Genomic DNA, 19,721 nt, shown 5'->3' on the forward strand with positions numbered 1-19,721 from the left:
CCGCCTCGCCGCGATCGTAGCCACTGCTCGACCGGTGTCGGCCCATTTCGGCGAGACGTCTGGGCCTGCCTCCCGGCGGCGATGCTCATAGGGTGAGAGATGACCCCGCCGTCGACGCCGCCCCTCCCCGGAGCGAGGCAGGGCCACGGGGTCCGCCTTGAAGTGCGGCAGTATCGAAGAGGGACGGTATCGACCGGGAACCGACCGACAGGCGGCACCGAGCAGGAGGACAGGAATCATGTGCGGAATCTGCGGCGAGATCCGTTTCGACGGCAGCGTGCCCGACGTGTCGACCGTCGACGCGATGACCTGCGAGATGACGCGCCGAGGGCCCGACGGGAGCGGTGTCTTCGCGAAAGGGTCTGTCGCTCTCGGGCATCGGCGCCTGAAGATCATCGACCTGTCCGAGAAGGGCAGCCAGCCGATGATCGACCCGGCCCTGGGACTGGCGCTCGTCTTCAACGGCTGCATCTACAACCATCACGAGCTGCGGGCCGAACTCGAGGGGAAGGGTTACTCCTTCTTCTCCCACGCCGACAGCGAGGTGATCCTGAAGGCCTTCCACGCCTGGGGGCCCGACTGCGTGGACCATTTCATCGGCATGTTCGCGTTCGCGATCGTCGACACCGACACCGGCGTGGTGACCCTCGGTCGCGACCGTCTCGGCATCAAGCCCCTCTACCTGGCCGACACCCCGGGCCGGTTGCGCTTCGCGTCGTCGGTCCAGGCTCTGCTCCGTGCCGGTGACGTCGACACGTCGATCGATCGTGTTGCGCTGCATCACTATTTCAGCTTCCACGCGGTGGTCCCGGCCCCGCACACCATCTACAACGGCATCCGCAAGCTGCCCCCGGCCACGGTCATGGTCATCCACCCCGACGGTCGGCGCACCGAGCGGAAGTACTGGGAGCCGAGCTTCGAGGCCCACCCCGACCGCGCGGACTGGGACGAGCAGCGATGGCATGCCGAACTCCTGGACTCGCTACGCACCTCGGTGAAGCGCCGCATGGTCGCCGACGTCCCGGTCGGCGTGCTCCTGTCCGGCGGCGTCGACTCGTCACTCGTCGTGGCATTGCTCGCCGAACAGGGACAGACCGACCTGGCCACCTTCAGCATCGGATTCGACTCGGCCGCGGGCGAATCCGGCGACGAGTACGCCTACTCCGATCTGATCGCCGACACCTTCGCGACGGATCATCACAAGATCCACATCGGCACCGACCGGTTGCTGCCCGCCATCCCCGACACCGTCGCGGCGATGGGCGAGCCGATGGTAAGTCACGACTGTGTGGCCTTCTACCTCCTGTCGCAGGAGGTCAGCAAGTCCATCAAGGTGGTCCAGTCCGGACAGGGCGCCGACGAGATCCTCGGCGGCTACAGCTGGTATCCGCCGCTGCGCGGCGTGCCGCGCCGGGACACGACCCGTGCCTACGCGAACGTCTTCTTCGACCGTGACGACGCCGACATCCGCAGCATCCTTGCCGACGAGTACCTCCTCGAGGCCGGCTACGACCCCAGTTTCGCCTTCGCCCAGGCACACCAGTCGGCACCGGGGGCCGACACCTCGGTCGACGCGGCCCTGCGCCTCGACACCACCGTCATGCTCGTCGACGACCCGGTCAAGCGCGTCGACACGATGACTATGGCGTGGGGGCTCGAGGCCCGCGTGCCCTTCCTCGACCACGAGTTCGTCGAACTCGCCGCCACGTGCCCGGCCGAACTCAAACTCGCGCACGGGGGCAAGGGCGTTCTCAAGGAGGCGAGCCGGGCGCTCCTGCCGTCGGCGGTGATCGACCGGACCAAGGGCTACTTCCCGGTGCCCGGCATCCGCCACCTGACCGGCGGGGTGCTCGACCTCGTCAACGACACCCTCCGGTCGCAGTCCGCCGTCGACCGCGGGCTCTACCGGCCCGAGGCGCTCGACAAGCTCTTCGGTGACCCCAACGGCATCCGCACGCGCCTCGACGGCAACGAGCTCTGGCAGGTCGCGCTCCTCGAGATGTGGCTCCAGACGATGGAAGCGAACGCCCGACGGTGACCGCCCTGCGTTTCGACGACCGCGGTTGGAAGACATACGGCGCCTCACTCTCCCCCGACGGGAGTGCGTTCGCCTACATCGTCGACGACGGCAACGGGTATCCGCGTGCCGCGCAACGTTCGCTGTCCCGGGACGGTGTCGGTGACCTGCGATGGGTCAAGCTGCGGTCCACCGGCCCGGTCCGCAAGATCGTGCACTCCACCGACAGCCGGTGGCTGGCCGTGGAGATGGCGCCCGGTGGCGGTGAGCACCACCAGGTCTGGGTCGTCACCACCGACCCCGACGACGACACCGCGCACCGGATCGCGGCCACCCGGCCGGACGGCCGGTCCTACGGGACCGTCCGCCTCGTCGGCTGGGACACCGACTGGGTGCTGCTCACCGCGATCGACCACGACGGCACCACGCATGCGTTGCGCGTCCACCCCGGGACCCAGACCACCCAAACCCTCGACCTGCGCGTCGGCAGCGAACTGATCGATTCCTGGAAGGGTGCGACGCTCGTCCGTGTCGGCCCGCGCGGCTATCACGACATGCTGCTGATCCGCCGCCGTCCCGACGCGCCCGACGACGAGGTCACGATGACGCCGCTGCTCCCCCAGGATCCCGGCGCCGTCACCGACCAGGGGTATGTCCTCGACCAGGGTTTCGATCACCCGTCACTGGTCTTCGTCCCCGCACCCAACGAACCCACCCGCGACCTCGACAGCGTCCAGGCCCTGGTGCGCAGCGACTTCGACGCGAAGTTCCCCCGTCTCCTCGGCGTCGAGGTGAGCAAGTTCGGCGTGCGGTTCCGGGTGATGGCGCAGCGCGTCGACATCGGGCTCGACGAGTTCGCCGTCAGCCACGACCAGTCCACCGTCGCCCTCTTGTGGAATGTGAAGGGCCGCAGCCAGTTGCAGATCCTGACGCTGCCCGACCAGACGCTGCACCCGCCGATCGATCTCCCCGGCGAGGTTGCCCATGACCTGTCGATCAGCGCAGCTGGTTCGGTGGTGTCGGTGACGGTGTCGAGCCCGCAGCATTCCCCGCTCGTCCACCTGATCGACGTCGCGAACCGGTCGGTGACGCCCGTCCGCGACGACGTAGTGCCCGGCGCGGGCCCGTCGAGTCTTCTCCGCCCCGAGCTCGTGGAGTTCTTCGCGCGAGACGGCATGCCGCTCTCCGGCTTTCTCTACCGACCCGCGAAGGAGAACCGCGACGAGCGGCCCGGCCCGACGCTGCTCTACTTCCACGGCGGACCCGAGGGCCAGACGCGGCCCGACTACCAGTTCCTGTTCGGTCCCCTCGTCGACGCCGGGATCACCGTCTTCGCCCCCAACGTCCGCGGCTCGTCGGGCTACGGCCGGTTGTTCTCCCACGCCGACGACCGGTACGGCCGCTACGCGGGTATCGACGATGCCGCCGACTGCGCGGAGTTCCTGTGCCGCCAGGGAATCGCCGATCCGGACGCGGTGTACTGCTCCGGCCGTTCCTACGGCGGCTACCTGACCCTGGCCTGCCTGACCTTCCACCCCGACCTGTTCGCAGCCGGCATCGCCATCTGCGGCATGAGTGACCTCGAGTCGTTCTTCCGCAACACCGAACCGTGGATCGCCGTCGCCGCCTACACCAAGTACGGCCATCCCGACTCGGACCGCGAACTGCTCGCCGATCTGTCCCCCATCCACCGCATCGACGCCATGCGGGCACCGCTGCTCGTGGTGCACGGCGCACACGACACCAACGTGCCGGTCAGCGAGTCCCAACAGATCGTCGCCGAACTACAGGCCCGCGGCGCGGTCGCCGAGATGCTGATGTTCGACGACGAGGGTCACGAGATCGTCAAGCGCAGCAACCAGCATCGGCTGACCGAGGCCGTCGCCGAGTGGATCGCCAGGTACCCGACGCGACCCGGGGTGATGCGATGAACCGGCGGATGACCGACCGGTTGCTCGCGCAGCTGGCGGACACCCGCACCGGCAACGAGCGTGCCAACGTGCTCGAGGAACTCCGCCGGCTGATCCTGTCCGGTGGCGCACCCCCGGGCACCCAGATCCCGCCCGCCGAGATCGCCGACGCCTTCCAGGTCAGTCCGATACCGGTGCGCGAAGCGCTGAAGACCCTCGTCGGCGAGGGTCTTGTCGTCCATCGACCCAACGCCGGGTACCACGTCAGCCAACCGTCCACCGACGAGCTCCGCGAGATCTACTTCGTCCGTGGAACCCTCGAACAGGCCGCTCTCACCCGAGCGGTCGAGCTCATCGACGAGTCCGCACTGCAGATCGCCCGGGACCGTCACGCCGAACTCCTCGTCGCGGTGAAGTACAACGACGGCAAGGCATTCCACGATGTGTCCCGCGAGTTCCACCGCGCCCTCACCACCCCGTGCGCGATGCCGCGACTGCTCAACATGTTCGAGGCGACCTGGAACCTCACCGAACCCTTCCAGATGATGCGGGCGGTGACCTCAGAGACCCAGGCCGCACTCAACACCGACCACGAAGACCTCCTCGACGCCTTCGCCGACCGCGACACCCCGGCGGTTCTCGAGGTCGCACGCCGGCACCACCAGCGGCTCGAAAGCGCGATCGTCGAAGCGGCCGATCTCCTCGACGTCCGCCACGACTGACCCATCCCGGGACCGTCGAATCGGGCATCCGTCGATGTGCCCAGCGGAATATATTTGCGCGTTCATCACCAGGTAACAAACCGTTCCTACTTTGGTCCCATCAGCATTTCCGCACCTGAGAGCGGTTTTCACGCTGAAAGACATGACCAGGAGACCACATGTTCACACCGACCCCTGCCGAGGCGGCACAGTCGCATCACGGCGCCGCGGGCGAGAGCGTCATCAAGGCCGGCTACGACGACCGGCTCACCAACACCGATCTCGCTCCACTGAAAGAACAGAAGTGGACCTGGTACAACATCTTCGCGTTCTGGATGTCCGACGTGCACAGCGTCGGCGGTTACGTCTTCGCCGGCAGTCTGTTCGCGCTGGGCATCGCCGCCTGGCAGGTTCTCGTCGCCCTCCTGGTCGGCATCGTGGCCGTCAACATCCTCTGCAACCTCGTCGCCAAGCCCTCGCAGGTCGCCGGCGTCCCGTACCCGGTCACGACGCGGGTGTCCTTCGGCGTCAAGGGCGCCAACATCCCGGCGATCATCCGCGGCGCGATCGCGGTCGTCTGGTACGGCATCCAGACCTACCTCGCCTCGGTCGCCTTCGGTCTGCTGGCGCTGAAGTTCTGGCCGGGTCTCGAGCCCTGGGGCGACGTCGACCAGCACGGGTTCCTGGGACTGTCGGTTCTCGGCTGGGCCGGCTTCCTCCTGATGTGGATCCTGCAGGCGTTCGTGTTCTGGAACGGCATGGACACCATCCGCAAGTTCATCGACTTCTGCGGTCCCGCTGTCTATGTCGTGATGATCGCGCTCGCCGGTTACCTGATCGCCAAGGCGGGGTGGGACAACGTGAGCCTCGATCTGTCGGTGGGTGACGGTCTCACCGGATGGTCGTCGATCACGATGATGATCAGCGCGTTCGCGCTGGTGGTCTCCTACTTCTCCGGCCCGATGCTCAACTTCGGCGACTTCTCCCGCTACGGAAAGACTTTCGGCGAGGTGAAGAAGGGCAACTTCTGGGGCCTGCCGGTCAACTTCCTGTTCTTCTCGCTGCTCGTCGTGTGTACCGTCTCGGCGGCGGTGACGGTGATCGGCACCGACGCAGACGGCAACATCATCACCGATCCGGTCCACATCGTCGACAAGATCGACAACACCACCGCCGCGGTGCTCGGTGTGCTGACCTTCGCCATCGCCACGATCGGCATCAACATCGTCGCCAACTTCGTGTCCCCCGCCTTCGACTTCTCGAATGTGGCCCCCACCAAGATCAGCTGGCGCACCGGAGGAATGATCGCCGCCGTCGGTTCGGTCCTGATCACCCCGTGGAATCTCTTCAACAACCCCACCGCGATCCACTACACGATGGACACGCTCGGCGCCGTGATCGGTCCACTGTTCGGCATCCTGATCGCCGATTTCTACCTGGTCAAGAAGCAGAAGATCGTCATCGACGACCTGTTCACCATGAAGCCGGAGGGCACCTACTGGTACCGCAACGGCTGGAACCCGGTCGCCGTGGGCTCGACCATCGTCGCCTCCATCCTGCCGATCTGTGTCGTCATCTTCGGCACCGCCTACCAGGCCAGCTTCACCTGGTTCATCGGCGCCGGTCTCGGCATGGCGGTCTACTGGCTCGGCATGAAATTCGTTCCCACCCACCTGATCCACGGTTCGGCACCGACCGCCCACACCACCACCGACATCGCGGTCGACGCCGCGGGTGAACCGGTCGTCGCTCCGGCCCCGGCACCGGCGGTCGCCGGTGCCATCACCGAGGAGGCACCGGGCAACTGACGTGACCGATTCGCCCTCGGCCGCAACACATCCCGGGGGAGGATGACAGCTGAACGATCGGGCCGCGCGATCTCCCCGCGGCCCGATTCGCGTCTACGGGGTCTGACCGAGCCCGCGCGCCGCGATCGCCTCGAGAACGTCCATCGACGCCTTGTACGGTTCGGTGTCGCGCGGCCAGGGGACTATGACGTCGGTGAAGTCGAGTTCGGCTGCGCGGCCGACCATGTCGTCGAACAGGCCGACACTCTCGATCGGGTTGCGCGGTGCGGCCTCGAGGCTGAGGTATCGGTCGATCCGACGGCCCGGGTGCCGATCCAGTTCGCCGTCGAGGGCCGCGACGGCCCGTCCGACAGATGCGAACCACTCGTCGAGACTTTCCGCCGCCTGGCCGGTGGTCACCCAGGCGTCGCCGTGACGGGCAGCGAACCGCACCGAGCGCGGACCGTTGCCGGCGAGCAGGAACGGCACCCGATCACGTACCGGTCCACGCCCCAGACGCATGTCCCGGGTGCGGAAGTAGCAACCGTCCGCGTCGACGTGGTCCTCGCTCAAGGTCCGGTCGAGCAGCCCGACGAACTCCTGGAATCGGTCGACCCGCTGCCCGACGGTCAGTTCAGGCTGCCCGAGCACGGCGTCGTCCGGTGTGCCACCGACACCCAGCCCCAACAGGAAGCGGCCGTCCGAGATGTCGACGAGGGTCTCGACCTCGCGCGAAAACGCCGCCGGGTGACGGAAATTCGGCGAGACCACGAAGGCACCGAGTCGGATGGTGCTCGTGACCACGGCGGCCGCCGAAAGCAGCGGCATGCAACCCGACCACAGCGAGTCCGGCAGACCTCCCCAGACGAGGTGGTCGTAGGTCCAGGCGTGGTCGAACCCCATCTCCTCGGCCAGGATCCACCGGGGTCGGGACTGCTCCCAGGTCAGGTCGGGGAGGATGCAGATGCCGTGGCGCACGGCTCACACTGTACTTCGGTTCAGCGGGCGACCGGCGAGACCGCGCCGGGGATCTCGAGGACCGATCCTGCGTGCGTGGTCACGTAGACACTGGTGGCCGAGAACCCGGCACCGTTTGCGCCGATGGAGATCCCGGCCGGCGTCGTCAGGTTCTCCCGTGCGACGCGGATCAGCGGTGCCGGGTTCCCGGCAGCACGATCGCCGACGCCACGAAAAAGCAGAGCGCGCCCACGAATGTCCCGGCGTTGGCGGCGATGGCATCGGCTGTCACCCCGTCCTTGTTGACGAAGGCACCGACGGCCGACACCCCGAACGCGACACACCCCACCCAATTCATCAGGACCGACCACCAGCGCCGGTCCTCGAAGTCGAGACCGTGACCCGTCGACCGGGAGTACGCGGCGAAGGCGACCGCGCCGCTGATCAGGAAGGCAACCGAGCCACCGGCGTCGGGAGACCACACGAGGTGGCGCTCACCGGCAACCGTGTGGGCGAACAGGGCGCTCGTCGTCGAGATGTTGAACAGCAGGGTCCCGACGGTTTGGGTTGCGGCGCTGAGCCATTCGGCACGGATTGCCGATCCCGGCATCGATGCCGCCAGCTCGACGGGCGATGCGCTGCGCACCAACTGGATCAGGCCGGCCCCCGTGAAGAACCACGCGCCGACGAAGTAACACAGATTGACGACATCGGCGCCGGCGAGATCGCCGAATCCGGGTGCCGAGCCGAGAGCGAACAGGGCCGACCCGACCATGAATCCCCAGCACTGCTTCGGCAGCGTGGGCGCGAGCGGTGCGGTGGGCCAGGCACGCCGCCGCAACGGTGTTCGGGGTGCCGACCGCTCAGGCGGTGACATCGAGACTCACGACGACCTTGCTCGGTTCGATCCAGACGCCCAGTTCACCCGGTACCCCGTTGCGCGCGCCGAACTCCTCAGCCCGGTCGGCACCCATGTATCGCGCGCCGCACAGCGTGGCGATCCGTCGGACTTCGGGGAGGTCCTCGGTCACCACCGCGCGGCCCTGCACCTGGACGAACCCGTACGGCGGCTTTGGCAGGTCGACCGACATCGTCACGCGCGGATCACGCTGTAGCGCGCGTCCTTTCGCGGTTGTCTCACCGGTGTTGAACGCCAGTCGGTCGCCGTCAACGACGAACCAGACCGGGACCACCAGGGGCCTGCCATCGGCGGCGGTGTATCCGAGGTGGCCGGTCTTGGTACCGGAGGCCAGGAATTCCCGGACCGCGGGATCCGACAGCGACGTTCCAGACATGTGTTCAGCCTAGGTGTTCCCGACCCGGACGTTCTCGGTTCCAGTAGCCGGCGACGACTTTGGGTAGTAGATGTTTCCGCGTGGCCGATTCCTTCCCGCTTATCGGACAGCACCCGCGGGAAGGAAACAGACACCGCGGGAGGGAAACGGTCCCGCGGGTAGACGAACAGTTCCTCGCTCACCCCTTGTCCGACAATCGGTTGCCGATGTGGACGGCCACCATCATGATCGTGGCGTGCGGCCCGCTGCGGCCACCTGTCGGCAGGATCGACCCGTCGACGATCCGCAAACCCTCGGTTCCATGGACCGCACCGAGTGCGTCGGTGCGCACACCCATCGGCATGGTGCCCCACGCGTGCTGCGAGAACCCCGGCACCGCGGCCACCGAGACGCTGTCCTGCACGACGATGCCGGCGAACTCGGACGAGTGCAGCATCTCCACCACCTCGTCGGCGCCCGCCCGCATCGCGGCGGTCGCCTCCGCCGACGGCTCTCCGAACTCGAGACGGACACGTTCGTCGCCGGCGACCAGCCGCACCGGCGACCAGTGCATCGCGGTCACCTCGACCATCGACCCGCTGCGCGGGAGACCGTCGATGTAGGTTGCGAAATCGTCTCGATAGCAACGGATCTCGAGACCGTCATCAGTGTGCAACACCGTCGGCAGCACCATGCCGGGCTCGGCCGGTTCCTTTCGGCGGTAGGAAACGGCCAGTCCGCGGTGTTCACCGGCGGCGAGGAATGCGGCCCCGCCGAGCGACTCGAGGTCCGAGGCGAGCAGGAGCTGCGCGGTGCCCAGTGTGCCGCCGGCGAGGACCACCTCGCCGGCTCTGACGGTGAATCGTTCGGTGTGTACCCCGGTGACACGGCGCCGGCCGGCGACCTCGAGCCGTCGGACCTCACAGTCGGGCACGACGCGGAGATTGGGCCGGTCGAGGGCCTGATCGAGGTAGGCCTCGGCGGCGGTCCGGCGCAACATCCCGGACCGGTTGCCGAGCACCCGGTTCACGCCGACCACCGGCCAGCGGTCACGAAGCGACCGAACCGCCGTCCGCGCCGACCAGTACCGTTCGAAAGCCCTTCCGGCGTCGCCGAGTTCGTCGTCGGACACCGGTGAGACACTCATCGTGCCCCCACCCCACCCCCGTCGAGCTCGGAGTAGGCGGCGTCGATCGCGTCGAGGCCCCAGCTGTCCGGCCAGTCCGCGAAGTCCTCCGGATGCCAGCGCAGGAAGTATCCGCCGTTGACCGCGGAGGAGCCCCCGATCGCACACCCCCGCGCGGCGGTGAGGCCGTCGAGATCGGTGGTGTGCCGGACCGCGTAGGGCGCGTGGTCGCCGATGGGGAGACGTCGGAGGTCTCGCTCCTCCGGGCCCGGCCAGCGCCCGGGCCCGCGCTCGAGCAGCACGACGTCCCGCCCGGGTTCCCGCGACAGCTTCTCCGCGAGGACACAACCGGCGCTCCCCGAACCGACGATGACGACGTCGGCACTCATCACATCTGCGCTCATGACACCACGCTCATGACATGACGGATCAGGTGCGCATTGCGGGGCAACGTCATCGGGAGATGACCGGGCGCAATGCCTCCGCGTCTCGGTGGGTGATGACGCCCTGCCACAGACCTGCGCCATAGGCGAGGTCGTCGAGGCGGCGCATCATCAGGTAGCGGAACGGCCCCAGGGCCGGCGGGGTCGTCGGGTCGGCGAGGAGGTCCCGGAACCAGGACACCACCCCCTCGACGATCGCCACCTGGATCGCGAGGGTTCGGAACCGTCTCGACACGAGGGCCAGCAGCAGGGCCACCGGCCAGTAGTGCCGGCAGATCGCATCAGCCGCCTGCAGCAGTCCGAATCCCGCGGCCCGGCCGGTGAGTTGTGCCGAGACGAGCGGCGCCGACGGCAGGTCGCCCAGCCGCTTACGAAGCCGGGTCGCGAGATGGGTCAGGATGAGCATCGCCAGCGCGGCGCCGAAGCGGGTGCGGGTCAGCAGGGCGGCGACGGCCGCGGCCATCGGCACCGACATCACCAGCGGGGCGGCACGGTTTCCGTGGCGTGCGGCGAGGTGGGCCGCTCCGGTCCCGTAGAAGCATCGCCGGGACAGCACCGACCGCATGTCGGTGCGATGGTCGTGCGCCACCCGCGCGACCGGGTCGTATCGAATACGCCACCCTGCAGAATGCATACGCCAGCATGCATCCACATCCTCGGCGACCCGGAGCGACTCGTCGAATCCGCAGAATGCACTGCGCCGCACGACAATTGCCGCACTGGGGACGTAGGGGACCCGGGTGGACGGCAGGACCGCGGACTCCTCGGGACCCATGTCCAGCGAGGACCAGCCGTTCTCGTAGCGCTCGGCCAATGAGGACGACCGGTCGGCGGACCGGAGTCCGACGATCCGCGGGGCCACGATCCCCACGGTGGGGTCGGAGAAGTGGGTGAGCAGAACCGTCAGCCAGTCCGGGTCGGGCACGACGTCGGAATCGAGGAAGGCCACGAAATCCGTGGTGGCAGCGGCTGCTCCGGCATTCCGGGCCGCAGCAGGGCCACGGTTCTCGTCGAATCGGATGACGCTCACGCCCGGTCGGCCGGCGCGGATCGGGACGTCCGATCCGTCGTCGACGACCACGACGGTCAGACCATCGAGTGCATCGATGAGGCGGTCGACGCCGGCCTGATTGTCCTTCACCGGGATCACCACGGTGACGTCGGCGGGCTTCGGACCGAACATCGGACGCGGGTTGGCGACCCCGGCATCCAGGAGAGCGCGCGCGAGACGACGGGTCACGTTGTCGCACACCTCGATTCGGCCGTCGTCGGAGGTCATCCCCAGCGCGGTGTCGGACATCCGCATCAGCCGCGTCGGCGAGCCACCGACGAGGTATCGCAGGTCGCCGCCGCGCGCGGAACGCAGGTCGATCTGGACCTGGAAACCATCCGGGAGGTCGGTGCGGTTCTCCGAGGACGCCGCGTCCGCGGTGTCGGCATCGTCACCCGGCTCGTCTTCCGAAACCGTCTGTACACCAACGGTTTCGCCGTCAGAGATGGCTTCGCTGCCGAGCGTGTCCTCATCGGCCGGGTTCCTGTCGGTCACGTCCCTGCCCTCGGTCGCGTCGTCGCCACTGATGCCCTGGGCCGAACCACTGCCGCGAGGGGCCGAATCGTCGAGCGCGGTCATCCGAGTCGCCCCTGGTCGTCGACCTGCCAGGAGACGAGCGCCGCACCGAGGCGATCGGTCACCTCGGCCACCAGGCGCCGGCCCTCGTCGGCGGAGGCCTCGGTGGGATCGCCCAGCACGCCGTTGGGGCTGACCGCCCCGACACCGCCCTCACGCATGGCACCGAGAAGCGCGCCGACCGGCTCACGATTACCGGCGACCGCCCGCGACGTGTCGACCGATGACGGCGAGACATGGAGCAGCACCGAGGTTTCCGTGAAACCGGCATGTGCGTCCGCGCCCGGGAAGGCGCACGGGAACCAGGCGGCATCCCGCCCCTCGTACCGGAGGCGGGTCACCGCGTCGATCAGGGTCCGGGTGTTGCCGCCGTGTCCGTTCACGAACACGATGCGCCGCGCCCACCGGCAGGCACTGCGCCCGTACTCGACAAGCATCCCGCGCAGTGCGTCGTGACCGATGGAGATCGTCCCGGCAAAGCCCTCATGTTCGCCGCTCGCGCCGTAATTGAGGTCGGGCGCACGGAGGATGTCAGAATCGCCGAGGCACTCACAGACGGCGTCGGCCACTGCCGTGGCGATACGCGTGTCGGTGTCCAGAGGCAGGTGCGGACCGTGCTGCTCGACAGAACCGAGAGGTACCACGAGAGTGATCACCTTTCCATCGAGGTCCGGCCAGCTGCACTGCCCCAGCGTCGACGGTCCTGTCATCTGACCAATGCTAGCCATCACGCTCCCAAGCTTCTGCCCCTCGGCCCAAAAACAGCGAGAAAAACGGGCCGAAAACGTCGTGCCGACCACATTGACGAGCGTTCGATCGGTTATGGAATGCTATTGCGTGACACGTGACGCCTGACACAGTGGCGGTACAACGACCGGAGGACGACACATGAGCAGTACGACACCCCACAACAGCGGAAAACCCGGCCCACTCAGCTCCATCCGGGTCATCGAGTTCGCAGGTATCGGCCCGGGACCCCACGCGGCCATGCTGCTCGCCGACCTCGGTGCCGATGTGGTCCGTGTCCAGCGCCCCGGCACGCTCCCCAAGCCCGGCGTGAACGCTGACGCGCTGCTGCGCGGCCGTCGCGTCGTCGAGGCCAATCTGAAGGACGAGACCGATCGCGCGACGATCCTCGATCTCGTCGCCAAGGCTGACGTCATCATCGAGGGTTTCCGCCCCGGCGTCATGGAACGTCTCGGTTTCGGCCCCGATGACCTCACCGAGGTCAATCCCGGCCTCGTGTACGGCCGTATGACCGGCTGGGGACAGGAAGGCCCCCGTGCCAACCTCGCCGGCCACGACATCAACTACATCTCGCTGACCGGCCTGCTCCACGCAATCGGCCGCAAGGACGATCGTCCGGTGCCGCCGCTCAACCTCGCCGGCGACTTCGGCGGCGGATCGATGTTCCTCGTCGTGGGCGTGCTCGCCGCTCTGCTCGAGCGCGGCATCTCCGGCAAGGGACAGGTCGTCGACGCCGCCATGGTTGACGGCGCTTCCGTTCTGGGACAGATGATGTGGGCGTTCCGCGGTACCGGCCTGTGGAGCGACACCCGCGGCACCAACATGCTCGACACCGGCGCCCCCTACTACGAGGTCTACGAGACCTCGGACGGCAAGTACATGGCCGTCGGCGCCATCGAGCCGCAGTTCTACGCCGAGCTGCTCAAGGGCCTGGGCTTGGAGGACGCCGACCTGCCGGCACAGAACGACATCGCGAACTGGGGCAAGCTGAAGGAGATCTTCACCGAGACCTTCAAGTCGCGCACCCGCGACGAGTGGGCCAAGGTCTTCGATGGCACCGACGCCTGCACCTCGCCGGTGCTGACCTTCGCTGAGGCACCCACCGATCCGCACATGGCCGCGCGGGCCAACCTGGTCGACATCGACGGTGTCACCCAGGCGCAGGTCGCTCCGCGATTCTCGCGCACCCAGCCGGAGACCCCGGCCGGACCCTCGACCGAGGCCGTCGACCCGAAGACCCTCTGGGCCTGATCCGACAAGTATTCCCCTCTGCTGCCTGAGGTGCGAGGAGCGAAAGCGACGAGCCACTCCCCCTCCGCTGCCTGAGGTGCGAGGAGCGAAAGCGACGAGCCACGAAGGCCTGGCGAGAATTCCTCACCAGCCCTAATGGGGGTGGATCGGTGATCTTTCTCCGTGGTGGAGGGGATGCTGGTCGTGTGAGCCTGCCCGGTCGGTGACCACTGGCTGGCCCTGAAAACGGTTGGTGGATTTCTACACGAAGACCGTGGCCCGGCCGGGCGGGATCGCCTCGTAGAACGCTTCTGGGATGTCGTGCCCCTGTGACGGTATGGATGAGCACTGATCCATTAGGCCGCGTGAGAGGGGATCCTCGGGCTCACATCGCAACTACTCGCTATGAGGAGAAGAGGTGAGCGTTCGACATGATCTTCGTGGGCAACGACTGGGCATCCGATCACCACGACGTGTGCGTGATGGATGAGACCGGCAGCGTCCTGGCCACCCGCCGATGTGCTGAATCAGCAGCCGGCATCACCGCCCTGCACGACCTACTCGCCCGCTTCGCCGATCAACCGCAGCAGGTGGTGGCGGGTACCGAAACCGAACACGGCATGTGGGTCGACGCGTTGGTCGCCGCCGGCTACCAGGTGTATGCGATCAACCCACGATCTGTCTCCCGCTATCGCGATCGCCATCATGTCGGTGGCACCAAATCCGATAAGGCCGACGCGAAAACCCTCGCCGATCTGGTGCGTACCGACCGCCACAACCACCGACTCGTCGCCGACGACAGTGCCGAAGCCGACGCGATCCGGGTGATGGCCCGTACCCATCAGAATCTGGTGTGGGCCCGCTCGGCACAACAAAACGTGCTGCACGCCCAACTGCACGCCTACTACCCGGCCGCACTCGAAGCCTTCGGCGGGGATCTGGCCCACCGCGACACCCTCAGCGTGCTTCGGCGGGCCCCCACCCCCGACCAGGGGGCGCGACTGTCGGTGGCAACACTGCGGTCGGCGTTGAAAAAGGGTGGCCGGCAACGCAATATCGACGCCCGAGCCCGCGAGATCCACCAGGCGCTAGGTGCCTCCGGCCATCTGACCGCGCCACCGCAGCTGGTCGCCGCATATGCGGCGACGGTGACCGCAACAGTGGAGATGCTCACGGCATTGAACACTCAGATCGTCCAGCTCGAAACCACTCTCAACCAGTCTTTTGACACGCATCCGGACGCCGCGATCTACCTGTCCATGCCCGGAATCGGTGAAACCATCGGCGCCCGGATGCTCGGCGAGTTCGGGGATGACCCCGAACGCTATGCCACCGCCAAGTCTCGCAGAAACTACGCCGGTACCTCACCAAGAACCATCGCCTCGGGTAAAGGTCACGTCGTGTTGGCCCGGCACATCCGCAACACCCGACTCAACGACGCCGCCATGGCAATGGCACAAAGCGCGTTGACCGGCAGTGTCGGCGCCCGCGCCTACTACGACAACCTCAAAGCCCAGAACAAGACCCACACACAAGCCCAACGAGCATTGGCCAACCGGCTCATCGGCATCCTCCACGGCTGCCTGGCCCACCACACTCTTTACGACGAACACACCGCCTGGGGCCACCGCGCAAACCTCGCCGCTTGACACCTTGCACCCCTGGGATGTCTTCGTGGCTCGCTGCGCTCGCACCTCAGGGAGCAACAAGAACCACTGCGCTCGCACCTCAGGGAGCAACAAGAACCACTGCGCTCGCACCTCAGGGAGCAAGAAGAACCGCCGCGCTCGCGCCTCAGGGAGCAAGAACAACCACAGCGCTCGCTACCTCAGGAAGCAGGGGTCAGACCTTCGAGTGCCCCATGTCGATCTGGAACTCGGCACCGGTGATGCCCTTGGCGCTGTCGGAGGACAGGTACAGGACGGCGTCGGAGATCTCGTCGCACGACGCGACCGGATGGTAGTCCAGCATCGACACGAAATGCGGGGTGACCCACGGCTTTTCGAACAGTCGATGGGCTTCGGTGTCGGCGACTCCCATCGGGGTGTCGACCGCGTAGGGGTGCACGCTGTTGACGCGGATCCGGTGATGACCGAGTTCTTTGGCCGCGGTCTGCGCCAGGCCGACGAGGCCATGCTTGGACGCCGTGTACGACGCCTGCATCGGCATCGCCTTCAGTCCGGCGACCGAGCTGATGATGGTGATCGAGCCGCCGTTGCCGGCCTCGAGCATCGCCGGGACCGTGGCCTTGAGGGTCTTCCAGGCGCCGACGAGGTTGATGTCGACGACGTCGGTGAACTGTTCCTCGGTCAGTTCCCAGACCGACCCCCAGGTGAGCACGCCGGCGTTGGCGATGACGTGATCGAGCCGGCCGAACTGCTCGACCGCGTCTGCGACCAGCTGCTGCTGGAACGCGAGGTCGCGCGTATCACCCTGCCGCGCAAGGATCTTGCCGCCCGCGCCCTCGACGAGGCGGATCGTCTCGTCGAGATCCTCGGCCGTGGCGGGCGGATAGGTGGCGTGGTCGATGATCGGACCCGCGATGTCGAGACCCACGATCGCGGCGCCCTCACGGGCGAACCGGACCGCATGATTACGGCCCTGACCACGGGCGATGCCGGTGATGTAGACGACCTTGCCGTCGAACTGTCCCATGGCAGAACTGTAACACGTTCTAGTTCTGCCGCGGTGCTGTTCCCCGCGGGTTCTGCCCGGCAACGGCTTCGGGAGGTGTGTGTCCACTCGGATCAGACGTGCCCGAAGGACCGCTTGAAGTCGTCCGGGATGATCAGGTCGTCGGCGGACAGATCGTTCACGCTCTTGTGTCCCAGGCCCATCAGCGCGCCGTCGAGGCCCATACGCATGAGGTCGAGGACATTCTCGACGCCGGCCTGACCGTTGGCGGCGAGGCCCCACAGGTAGGCGCGGCCGATCATCACGGCCCTGGCGCCGAGTGCCAGGGCCTTGGCGACGTCGCTGCCGCGTCGGATGCCACCGTCGAGGAGGACCTCGATGTCGTTGCCGACCGCATCGGCGATGTCGGGCAGCAGACGGATCGTCGCCGGGGTGCCGTCGAGGTTGTTTCCGCCGTGGTTGGACACCGAGATCGCCGTCGCGCCGATGTCGACGGCGCGCTTGGCGTCGTCGAGACGGGTGATGCCCTTGACCATGAACGGCCCGCCCCACTGCTCACGCAGCCACTGCAGGTCCTCCCAGGTGGGCGGCGGGGTGCCCATCCACTCGCCGTAGGCGCCGAAGAAGGTCGGGCCGGGGACACCCTGCGGGGTGAGGTTCGGCGCGGTGAGGTCGGGGATGATGACCTTGCCGCCCCTGACCCAGTCCAGCGCGTACCGCGGCTTGACCGCGATCTCCGGGCCGAGACGCACCAGCGCCTTGAGGTTCACCTTCTCGGGGATCTCCGGGCTGCCCCAGTCGCGGCCGACGTTGAACACCCAGTCGGTCGTGACGATGAGACCCTTTGCGCCGGCGGCCCGTGCGCGCTCGGCACGACGGAGGATGTCCTCGCGGCTGCCGAGCCAGTAGATCTGGAAGAACACCTTGTCATTGACGGCGGTGACCTCTTCGACGGCGTGCGAGGCGAAGCTCGACAGGCCCATCGCGGTGCCCCGAGCAGCCGCGGCACGTGCGACGGCGACCTCGCCGTCGGGATCGACGGCCTGCACACCGGTCGGCGAGATCATCACCGGGAAGGACAGCTCCTGCCCCATCACCGAGGTGGTCATCTCACGCTCCGGCTGCGCGCCGACAACGTGTGGCGCCCAACCCAGTTCGTTGAAGGCCTGCACGTTGTCGTCGAGGGTCACCCCGGCCTGCGTGCCGGCGACCAGCGACGAGTAGACCGACTTCGGCAGTCGCTTCTTCGCCCGGCGCTGCGCCTCGGTGACCGTTTCGAACCAGGGGTTTTTCGCCCAGGGGTTGAGAGCCATTTCTCCTACTCACTCACTTCTCGGATGCGTGCCATCGCCCGGGGTACCCGTGTACCCCGGGGAGGACTCGACACTGTTGGGCCGCGGGCGGATTACCGCGCAGCAGGGGTGAACCCGGCGAGCGGGTTCTCATCACAGGACTTGGTGGGCCGACCGATCGGGGTGAGGTCCCCGTCGGGTCGACGGGTCATCAGCGTCAGCGGGGTTCCGCGCGAATGATCCTTGTTCGCCGTCGGTTTGGTGCGTTCGCCGGCGAGCAGCTCTTCGCCGTAACCCTGCACGCACTCGGGATCCGGTCCGGCCAGCGGCAGACCGGTGAAGAACTTGGCGGCCATGCAGCCACCGCGGCAGGCGTCGAAATGCGCACACTTGGTGCAGGCACCGGCGTTCTGCGGTTCACGCAGTTCGGTGAACAGATCCGAACGCTGCCAGATCTCCTGGAACCCGCCGTCCGAGAGGATGTTCCCGGCGAGGAAGTTCTCGTGGATCGCGAACGGGCAGGCGTACACGTCGCCGACCGGGTCGATGAGGCACACGACGCGCCCTGCACCGCAGAGGTTGAGGCCGGGCAGACCGCCACCGGAGTCCCCACCGAACGCCGACAGGTGGAAGAACGAGTCTCCGGTCAGCACGCGATCACCGTGTGCGACAAGCCAATCGTAGAGTTCACGCTGCTGCTCGGGCAGCGGGTGCAGGTCGTCCCACACATCGGCGCCACGGCCCGACGGACGCAGGCGGGTGATGCGCAGGGTGGCGTCGTACCGATCGGCCAACGCCTTGAACTCGTCGAGCTGCGCGACGTTCTGCCGCGTCATCACGACGCTGATCTTGGCGTCCTTGAAGCCGGCCTCGGCCAGGTTCTCGAGTGCCCGGACCGCCATGTCGAAGGAACCCGGGCCGCGCACGGCGTCGTTGACCTCCGCGGTCGCGCCGTCGAGGGAGATCTGGACGTCGACGTAGTCCGACGCGGCCAGGCGTGCGGCGACCTTCTTGTCGATGCGCAAACCGTTGGTGGAGAACTTGACTCCCACCTGGTGGCTGGTGGCGTAGTCGACGAGCTCCCAGAAATCGGGGCGCACCGTCGGCTCGCCGCCGCCGATGTTCACGTAGAAGACCTGCATGCGCTGCAGTTCGTCGATGATCGCCTTGCACTGTTCGGTCGACAGCTCGCGCGGATCACGCTTGCCCGACGAGGACAGGCAGTGCACGCATGCCAGGTTGCAGGCGTAGGTGAGTTCCCACGTCAGGCAGATCGGCGCGTCGAGACCGCGCTCGAACTGGTCGACGAGGCGGCCGACCTTGGGTACCTGGTCGGCGGGCGCGCTCGCCCGCGGGGAGGTCACGAGTTCGGCTGCGGTGGGCGGCATCTCGATTGTCGTCATCGTGTCGGTCCTAGGGTCGAGGCGGAAGCGGAGCACCGATCGGGGCTGTCGATCGGCGGAGGTGGTCGGTCAGGCCGCGCGGGGCGTGATCATCGCGCTGTCGGCCAGCGCCGTGAGCGCCTGCTCGTACAGGGGCCGCTGTGCAGGCGTGACGCCCGCTGCGAGGAGGGCCGCTTCGGCGGAGTCGTGATCGGCGAGGGACTGCACGATCCCGACCACGGTCAGGTTCTTGAGGAACGAGAGCTTGCGGGTACCGAAGTGGTACAGCAGGGCGCCGAACGGCTCGGGGCGCAGTGCCACCTTCGGGTTGAGTTCCCACGCGGCGAACGTGTCGAAGCCGGCGGGGGCATCGGGGGCTGGGGTGTCGAACCGGACCCCGGCGACCGCAGAACGGTCGCCGGAGGTCGGATTCGATGTCGGGGCTGACATCAGTAGACCCCGCACATCCCATCGATCGACACCTCTTCGACGAGCGACTCGGCGATGAGTTCGGTCTCGTTCGAGTTTGCAGCGGTAACCGCGGACTGGTCGGCCATGATCCATACCTCCTGATCTTCTAAGTGACTCGGATCA

General features: G+C 67.3%; 16 protein-coding genes and 1 pseudogene. 6 read left to right on the forward strand and 11 right to left on the reverse strand.

The annotated features are described in order from the left end of the window. Positions 1-238: 238 nt before the first annotated feature. The 4 genes from GOALK_RS17960 (at position 239) to GOALK_RS17975 (ending at position 6,436) form a co-directional block, all read left to right on the forward strand. Complete coding sequence (locus tag GOALK_RS17960; RefSeq protein WP_006360253.1) at positions 239-2,038, forward strand: N-acetylglutaminylglutamine amidotransferase; 1,800 nt, start codon at positions 239-241, stop codon at positions 2,036-2,038. Beyond that, on the forward strand, positions 2,035-3,948 hold the full coding sequence (locus tag GOALK_RS17965) for a S9 family peptidase (protein WP_006360254.1): 1,914 nt from the start codon (positions 2,035-2,037) through the stop codon (positions 3,946-3,948). The genes GOALK_RS17960 and GOALK_RS17965 overlap by 4 nt, the downstream gene beginning before the upstream one ends. 8 nt (positions 3,949-3,956) lie before the next feature. Next, the gene (locus GOALK_RS17970) at positions 3,957-4,649 is read left to right on the forward strand and encodes a GntR family transcriptional regulator (RefSeq protein WP_006360255.1); all 693 of its coding nucleotides are present in this window, start codon (positions 3,957-3,959) and stop codon (positions 4,647-4,649) included. A 158-nt stretch (positions 4,650-4,807) separates the two neighbouring features. Continuing rightward, entirely contained in the window at positions 4,808-6,436 is a 1,629-nt protein-coding gene (locus GOALK_RS17975; RefSeq protein WP_006360256.1) for an NCS1 family nucleobase:cation symporter-1, read from the forward strand. Positions 6,437-6,529: 93 nt separating this feature from the next. On the opposite strand, the gene GOALK_RS17980 is transcribed toward GOALK_RS17975, so the two are convergent. The 6 genes and pseudogenes from GOALK_RS17980 to mftE all read right to left on the reverse strand — a co-directional run bounded on the left by GOALK_RS17980 (position 6,530) and on the right by mftE (position 12,552). Next, positions 6,530-7,393 (reverse strand): LLM class flavin-dependent oxidoreductase, encoded by an 864-nt coding sequence (locus GOALK_RS17980; protein WP_006360257.1) that lies wholly within the window; start codon positions 7,391-7,393, stop codon positions 6,530-6,532. Positions 7,394-7,562: 169 nt separating this feature from the next. Further along, positions 7,563-8,147: a hypothetical protein gene (locus GOALK_RS17985; RefSeq protein WP_006360258.1), complete on the reverse strand. Its 585-nt coding sequence runs from the start codon at positions 8,145-8,147 to the stop codon at positions 7,563-7,565. A gap of 88 nt (positions 8,148-8,235) precedes the next feature. Beyond that, on the reverse strand, positions 8,236-8,667 hold the full coding sequence (locus tag GOALK_RS17990) for a PPOX class F420-dependent oxidoreductase (protein ID WP_006360259.1): 432 nt from the start codon (positions 8,665-8,667) through the stop codon (positions 8,236-8,238). Positions 8,668-8,845: 178 nt separating this feature from the next. Continuing rightward, positions 8,846-10,176 (reverse strand): annotated as a pseudogene (gene mftG, locus GOALK_RS17995) (mycofactocin system GMC family oxidoreductase MftG). 49 nt (positions 10,177-10,225) lie between these two features. Further along, on the reverse strand, positions 10,226-11,845 hold the full coding sequence (gene mftF, locus GOALK_RS18000; protein WP_006360262.1) for a mycofactocin biosynthesis glycosyltransferase MftF: 1,620 nt from the start codon (positions 11,843-11,845) through the stop codon (positions 10,226-10,228). Next, positions 11,842-12,552 (reverse strand): mycofactocin biosynthesis peptidyl-dipeptidase MftE, encoded by a 711-nt coding sequence (mftE, locus tag GOALK_RS18005; protein ID WP_040004325.1) that lies wholly within the window; start codon positions 12,550-12,552, stop codon positions 11,842-11,844. The genes mftF and mftE overlap by 4 nt, the downstream gene beginning before the upstream one ends. A gap of 178 nt (positions 12,553-12,730) precedes the next feature. Between mftE and GOALK_RS18010 the strand changes: the two genes are divergently transcribed. Continuing rightward, positions 12,731-13,840: a CaiB/BaiF CoA transferase family protein gene (locus GOALK_RS18010; protein ID WP_006360264.1), complete on the forward strand. Its 1,110-nt coding sequence runs from the start codon at positions 12,731-12,733 to the stop codon at positions 13,838-13,840. A 410-nt stretch (positions 13,841-14,250) separates the two neighbouring features. Then, on the forward strand, positions 14,251-15,468 hold the full coding sequence (locus tag GOALK_RS18015; RefSeq protein WP_006360265.1) for an IS110 family RNA-guided transposase: 1,218 nt from the start codon (positions 14,251-14,253) through the stop codon (positions 15,466-15,468). Between the two features lie 193 nt (positions 15,469-15,661). Here GOALK_RS18015 and GOALK_RS18020 read toward each other — a convergent pair whose 3' ends face one another. From GOALK_RS18020 to mftA, 5 genes are all read right to left on the reverse strand, one after another. Further along, on the reverse strand, positions 15,662-16,474 hold the full coding sequence (locus tag GOALK_RS18020; protein WP_005199919.1) for a mycofactocin-coupled SDR family oxidoreductase: 813 nt from the start codon (positions 16,472-16,474) through the stop codon (positions 15,662-15,664). Positions 16,475-16,566: 92 nt separating this feature from the next. Then, positions 16,567-17,766, reverse strand: coding sequence for a pre-mycofactocin synthase MftD (gene mftD, locus GOALK_RS18025; protein ID WP_006360266.1), 1,200 nt, complete (start codon positions 17,764-17,766; stop codon positions 16,567-16,569). Between the two features lie 92 nt (positions 17,767-17,858). Then, positions 17,859-19,148, reverse strand: a complete 1,290-nt coding sequence (gene mftC / locus GOALK_RS18030; protein WP_006360267.1) for a mycofactocin radical SAM maturase — start codon at positions 19,146-19,148, stop codon at positions 17,859-17,861. A 69-nt stretch (positions 19,149-19,217) separates the two neighbouring features. Then, positions 19,218-19,577, reverse strand: a complete 360-nt coding sequence (mftB, locus tag GOALK_RS18035) for a mycofactocin biosynthesis chaperone MftB (protein WP_006360268.1) — start codon at positions 19,575-19,577, stop codon at positions 19,218-19,220. Then, complete coding sequence (mftA, locus tag GOALK_RS18040) at positions 19,577-19,684, reverse strand: mycofactocin precursor MftA (protein ID WP_035753529.1); 108 nt, start codon at positions 19,682-19,684, stop codon at positions 19,577-19,579. The genes mftB and mftA overlap by 1 nt, the downstream gene beginning before the upstream one ends. Positions 19,685-19,721 lie beyond the last annotated feature (37 nt).

The organism is Gordonia alkanivorans NBRC 16433 (assembly GCF_000225505.1).
Taxonomy (GTDB): Bacteria; Actinomycetota; Actinomycetes; order Mycobacteriales; family Mycobacteriaceae; genus Gordonia; species Gordonia alkanivorans.

Coding starts and splice junctions, on each gene's coding strand:
- GOALK_RS17960 (WP_006360253.1), top strand. CDS start 239: ATGTGCGGAATCTGCGGCGAGATCCGTTTCGACGGCAGCGTGCCCGAC.
- GOALK_RS17975 (WP_006360256.1), top strand. CDS start 4,808: ATGTTCACACCGACCCCTGCCGAGGCGGCACAGTCGCATCACGGCGCC.
- GOALK_RS17970 (WP_006360255.1), top strand. CDS start 3,957: ATGACCGACCGGTTGCTCGCGCAGCTGGCGGACACCCGCACCGGCAAC.
- mftF (WP_006360262.1), bottom strand. CDS start 11,845: ATGACCGCGCTCGACGATTCGGCCCCTCGCGGCAGTGGTTCGGCCCAG.
- GOALK_RS18015 (WP_006360265.1), top strand. CDS start 14,251: ATGATCTTCGTGGGCAACGACTGGGCATCCGATCACCACGACGTGTGC.
- GOALK_RS17985 (WP_006360258.1), bottom strand. CDS start 8,147: ATGGTCGGGTCGGCCCTGTTCGCTCTCGGCTCGGCACCCGGATTCGGC.
- GOALK_RS18020 (WP_005199919.1), bottom strand. CDS start 16,474: ATGGGACAGTTCGACGGCAAGGTCGTCTACATCACCGGCATCGCCCGT.
- mftA (WP_035753529.1), bottom strand. CDS start 19,684: ATGGCCGACCAGTCCGCGGTTACCGCTGCAAACTCGAACGAGACCGAA.
- GOALK_RS17990 (WP_006360259.1), bottom strand. CDS start 8,667: ATGTCTGGAACGTCGCTGTCGGATCCCGCGGTCCGGGAATTCCTGGCC.
- mftD (WP_006360266.1), bottom strand. CDS start 17,766: ATGGCTCTCAACCCCTGGGCGAAAAACCCCTGGTTCGAAACGGTCACC.
- mftE (WP_040004325.1), bottom strand. CDS start 12,552: ATGACAGGACCGTCGACGCTGGGGCAGTGCAGCTGGCCGGACCTCGAT.
- mftC (WP_006360267.1), bottom strand. CDS start 19,148: ATGACGACAATCGAGATGCCGCCCACCGCAGCCGAACTCGTGACCTCC.
- GOALK_RS18010 (WP_006360264.1), top strand. CDS start 12,731: ATGAGCAGTACGACACCCCACAACAGCGGAAAACCCGGCCCACTCAGC.
- mftB (WP_006360268.1), bottom strand. CDS start 19,577: ATGTCAGCCCCGACATCGAATCCGACCTCCGGCGACCGTTCTGCGGTC.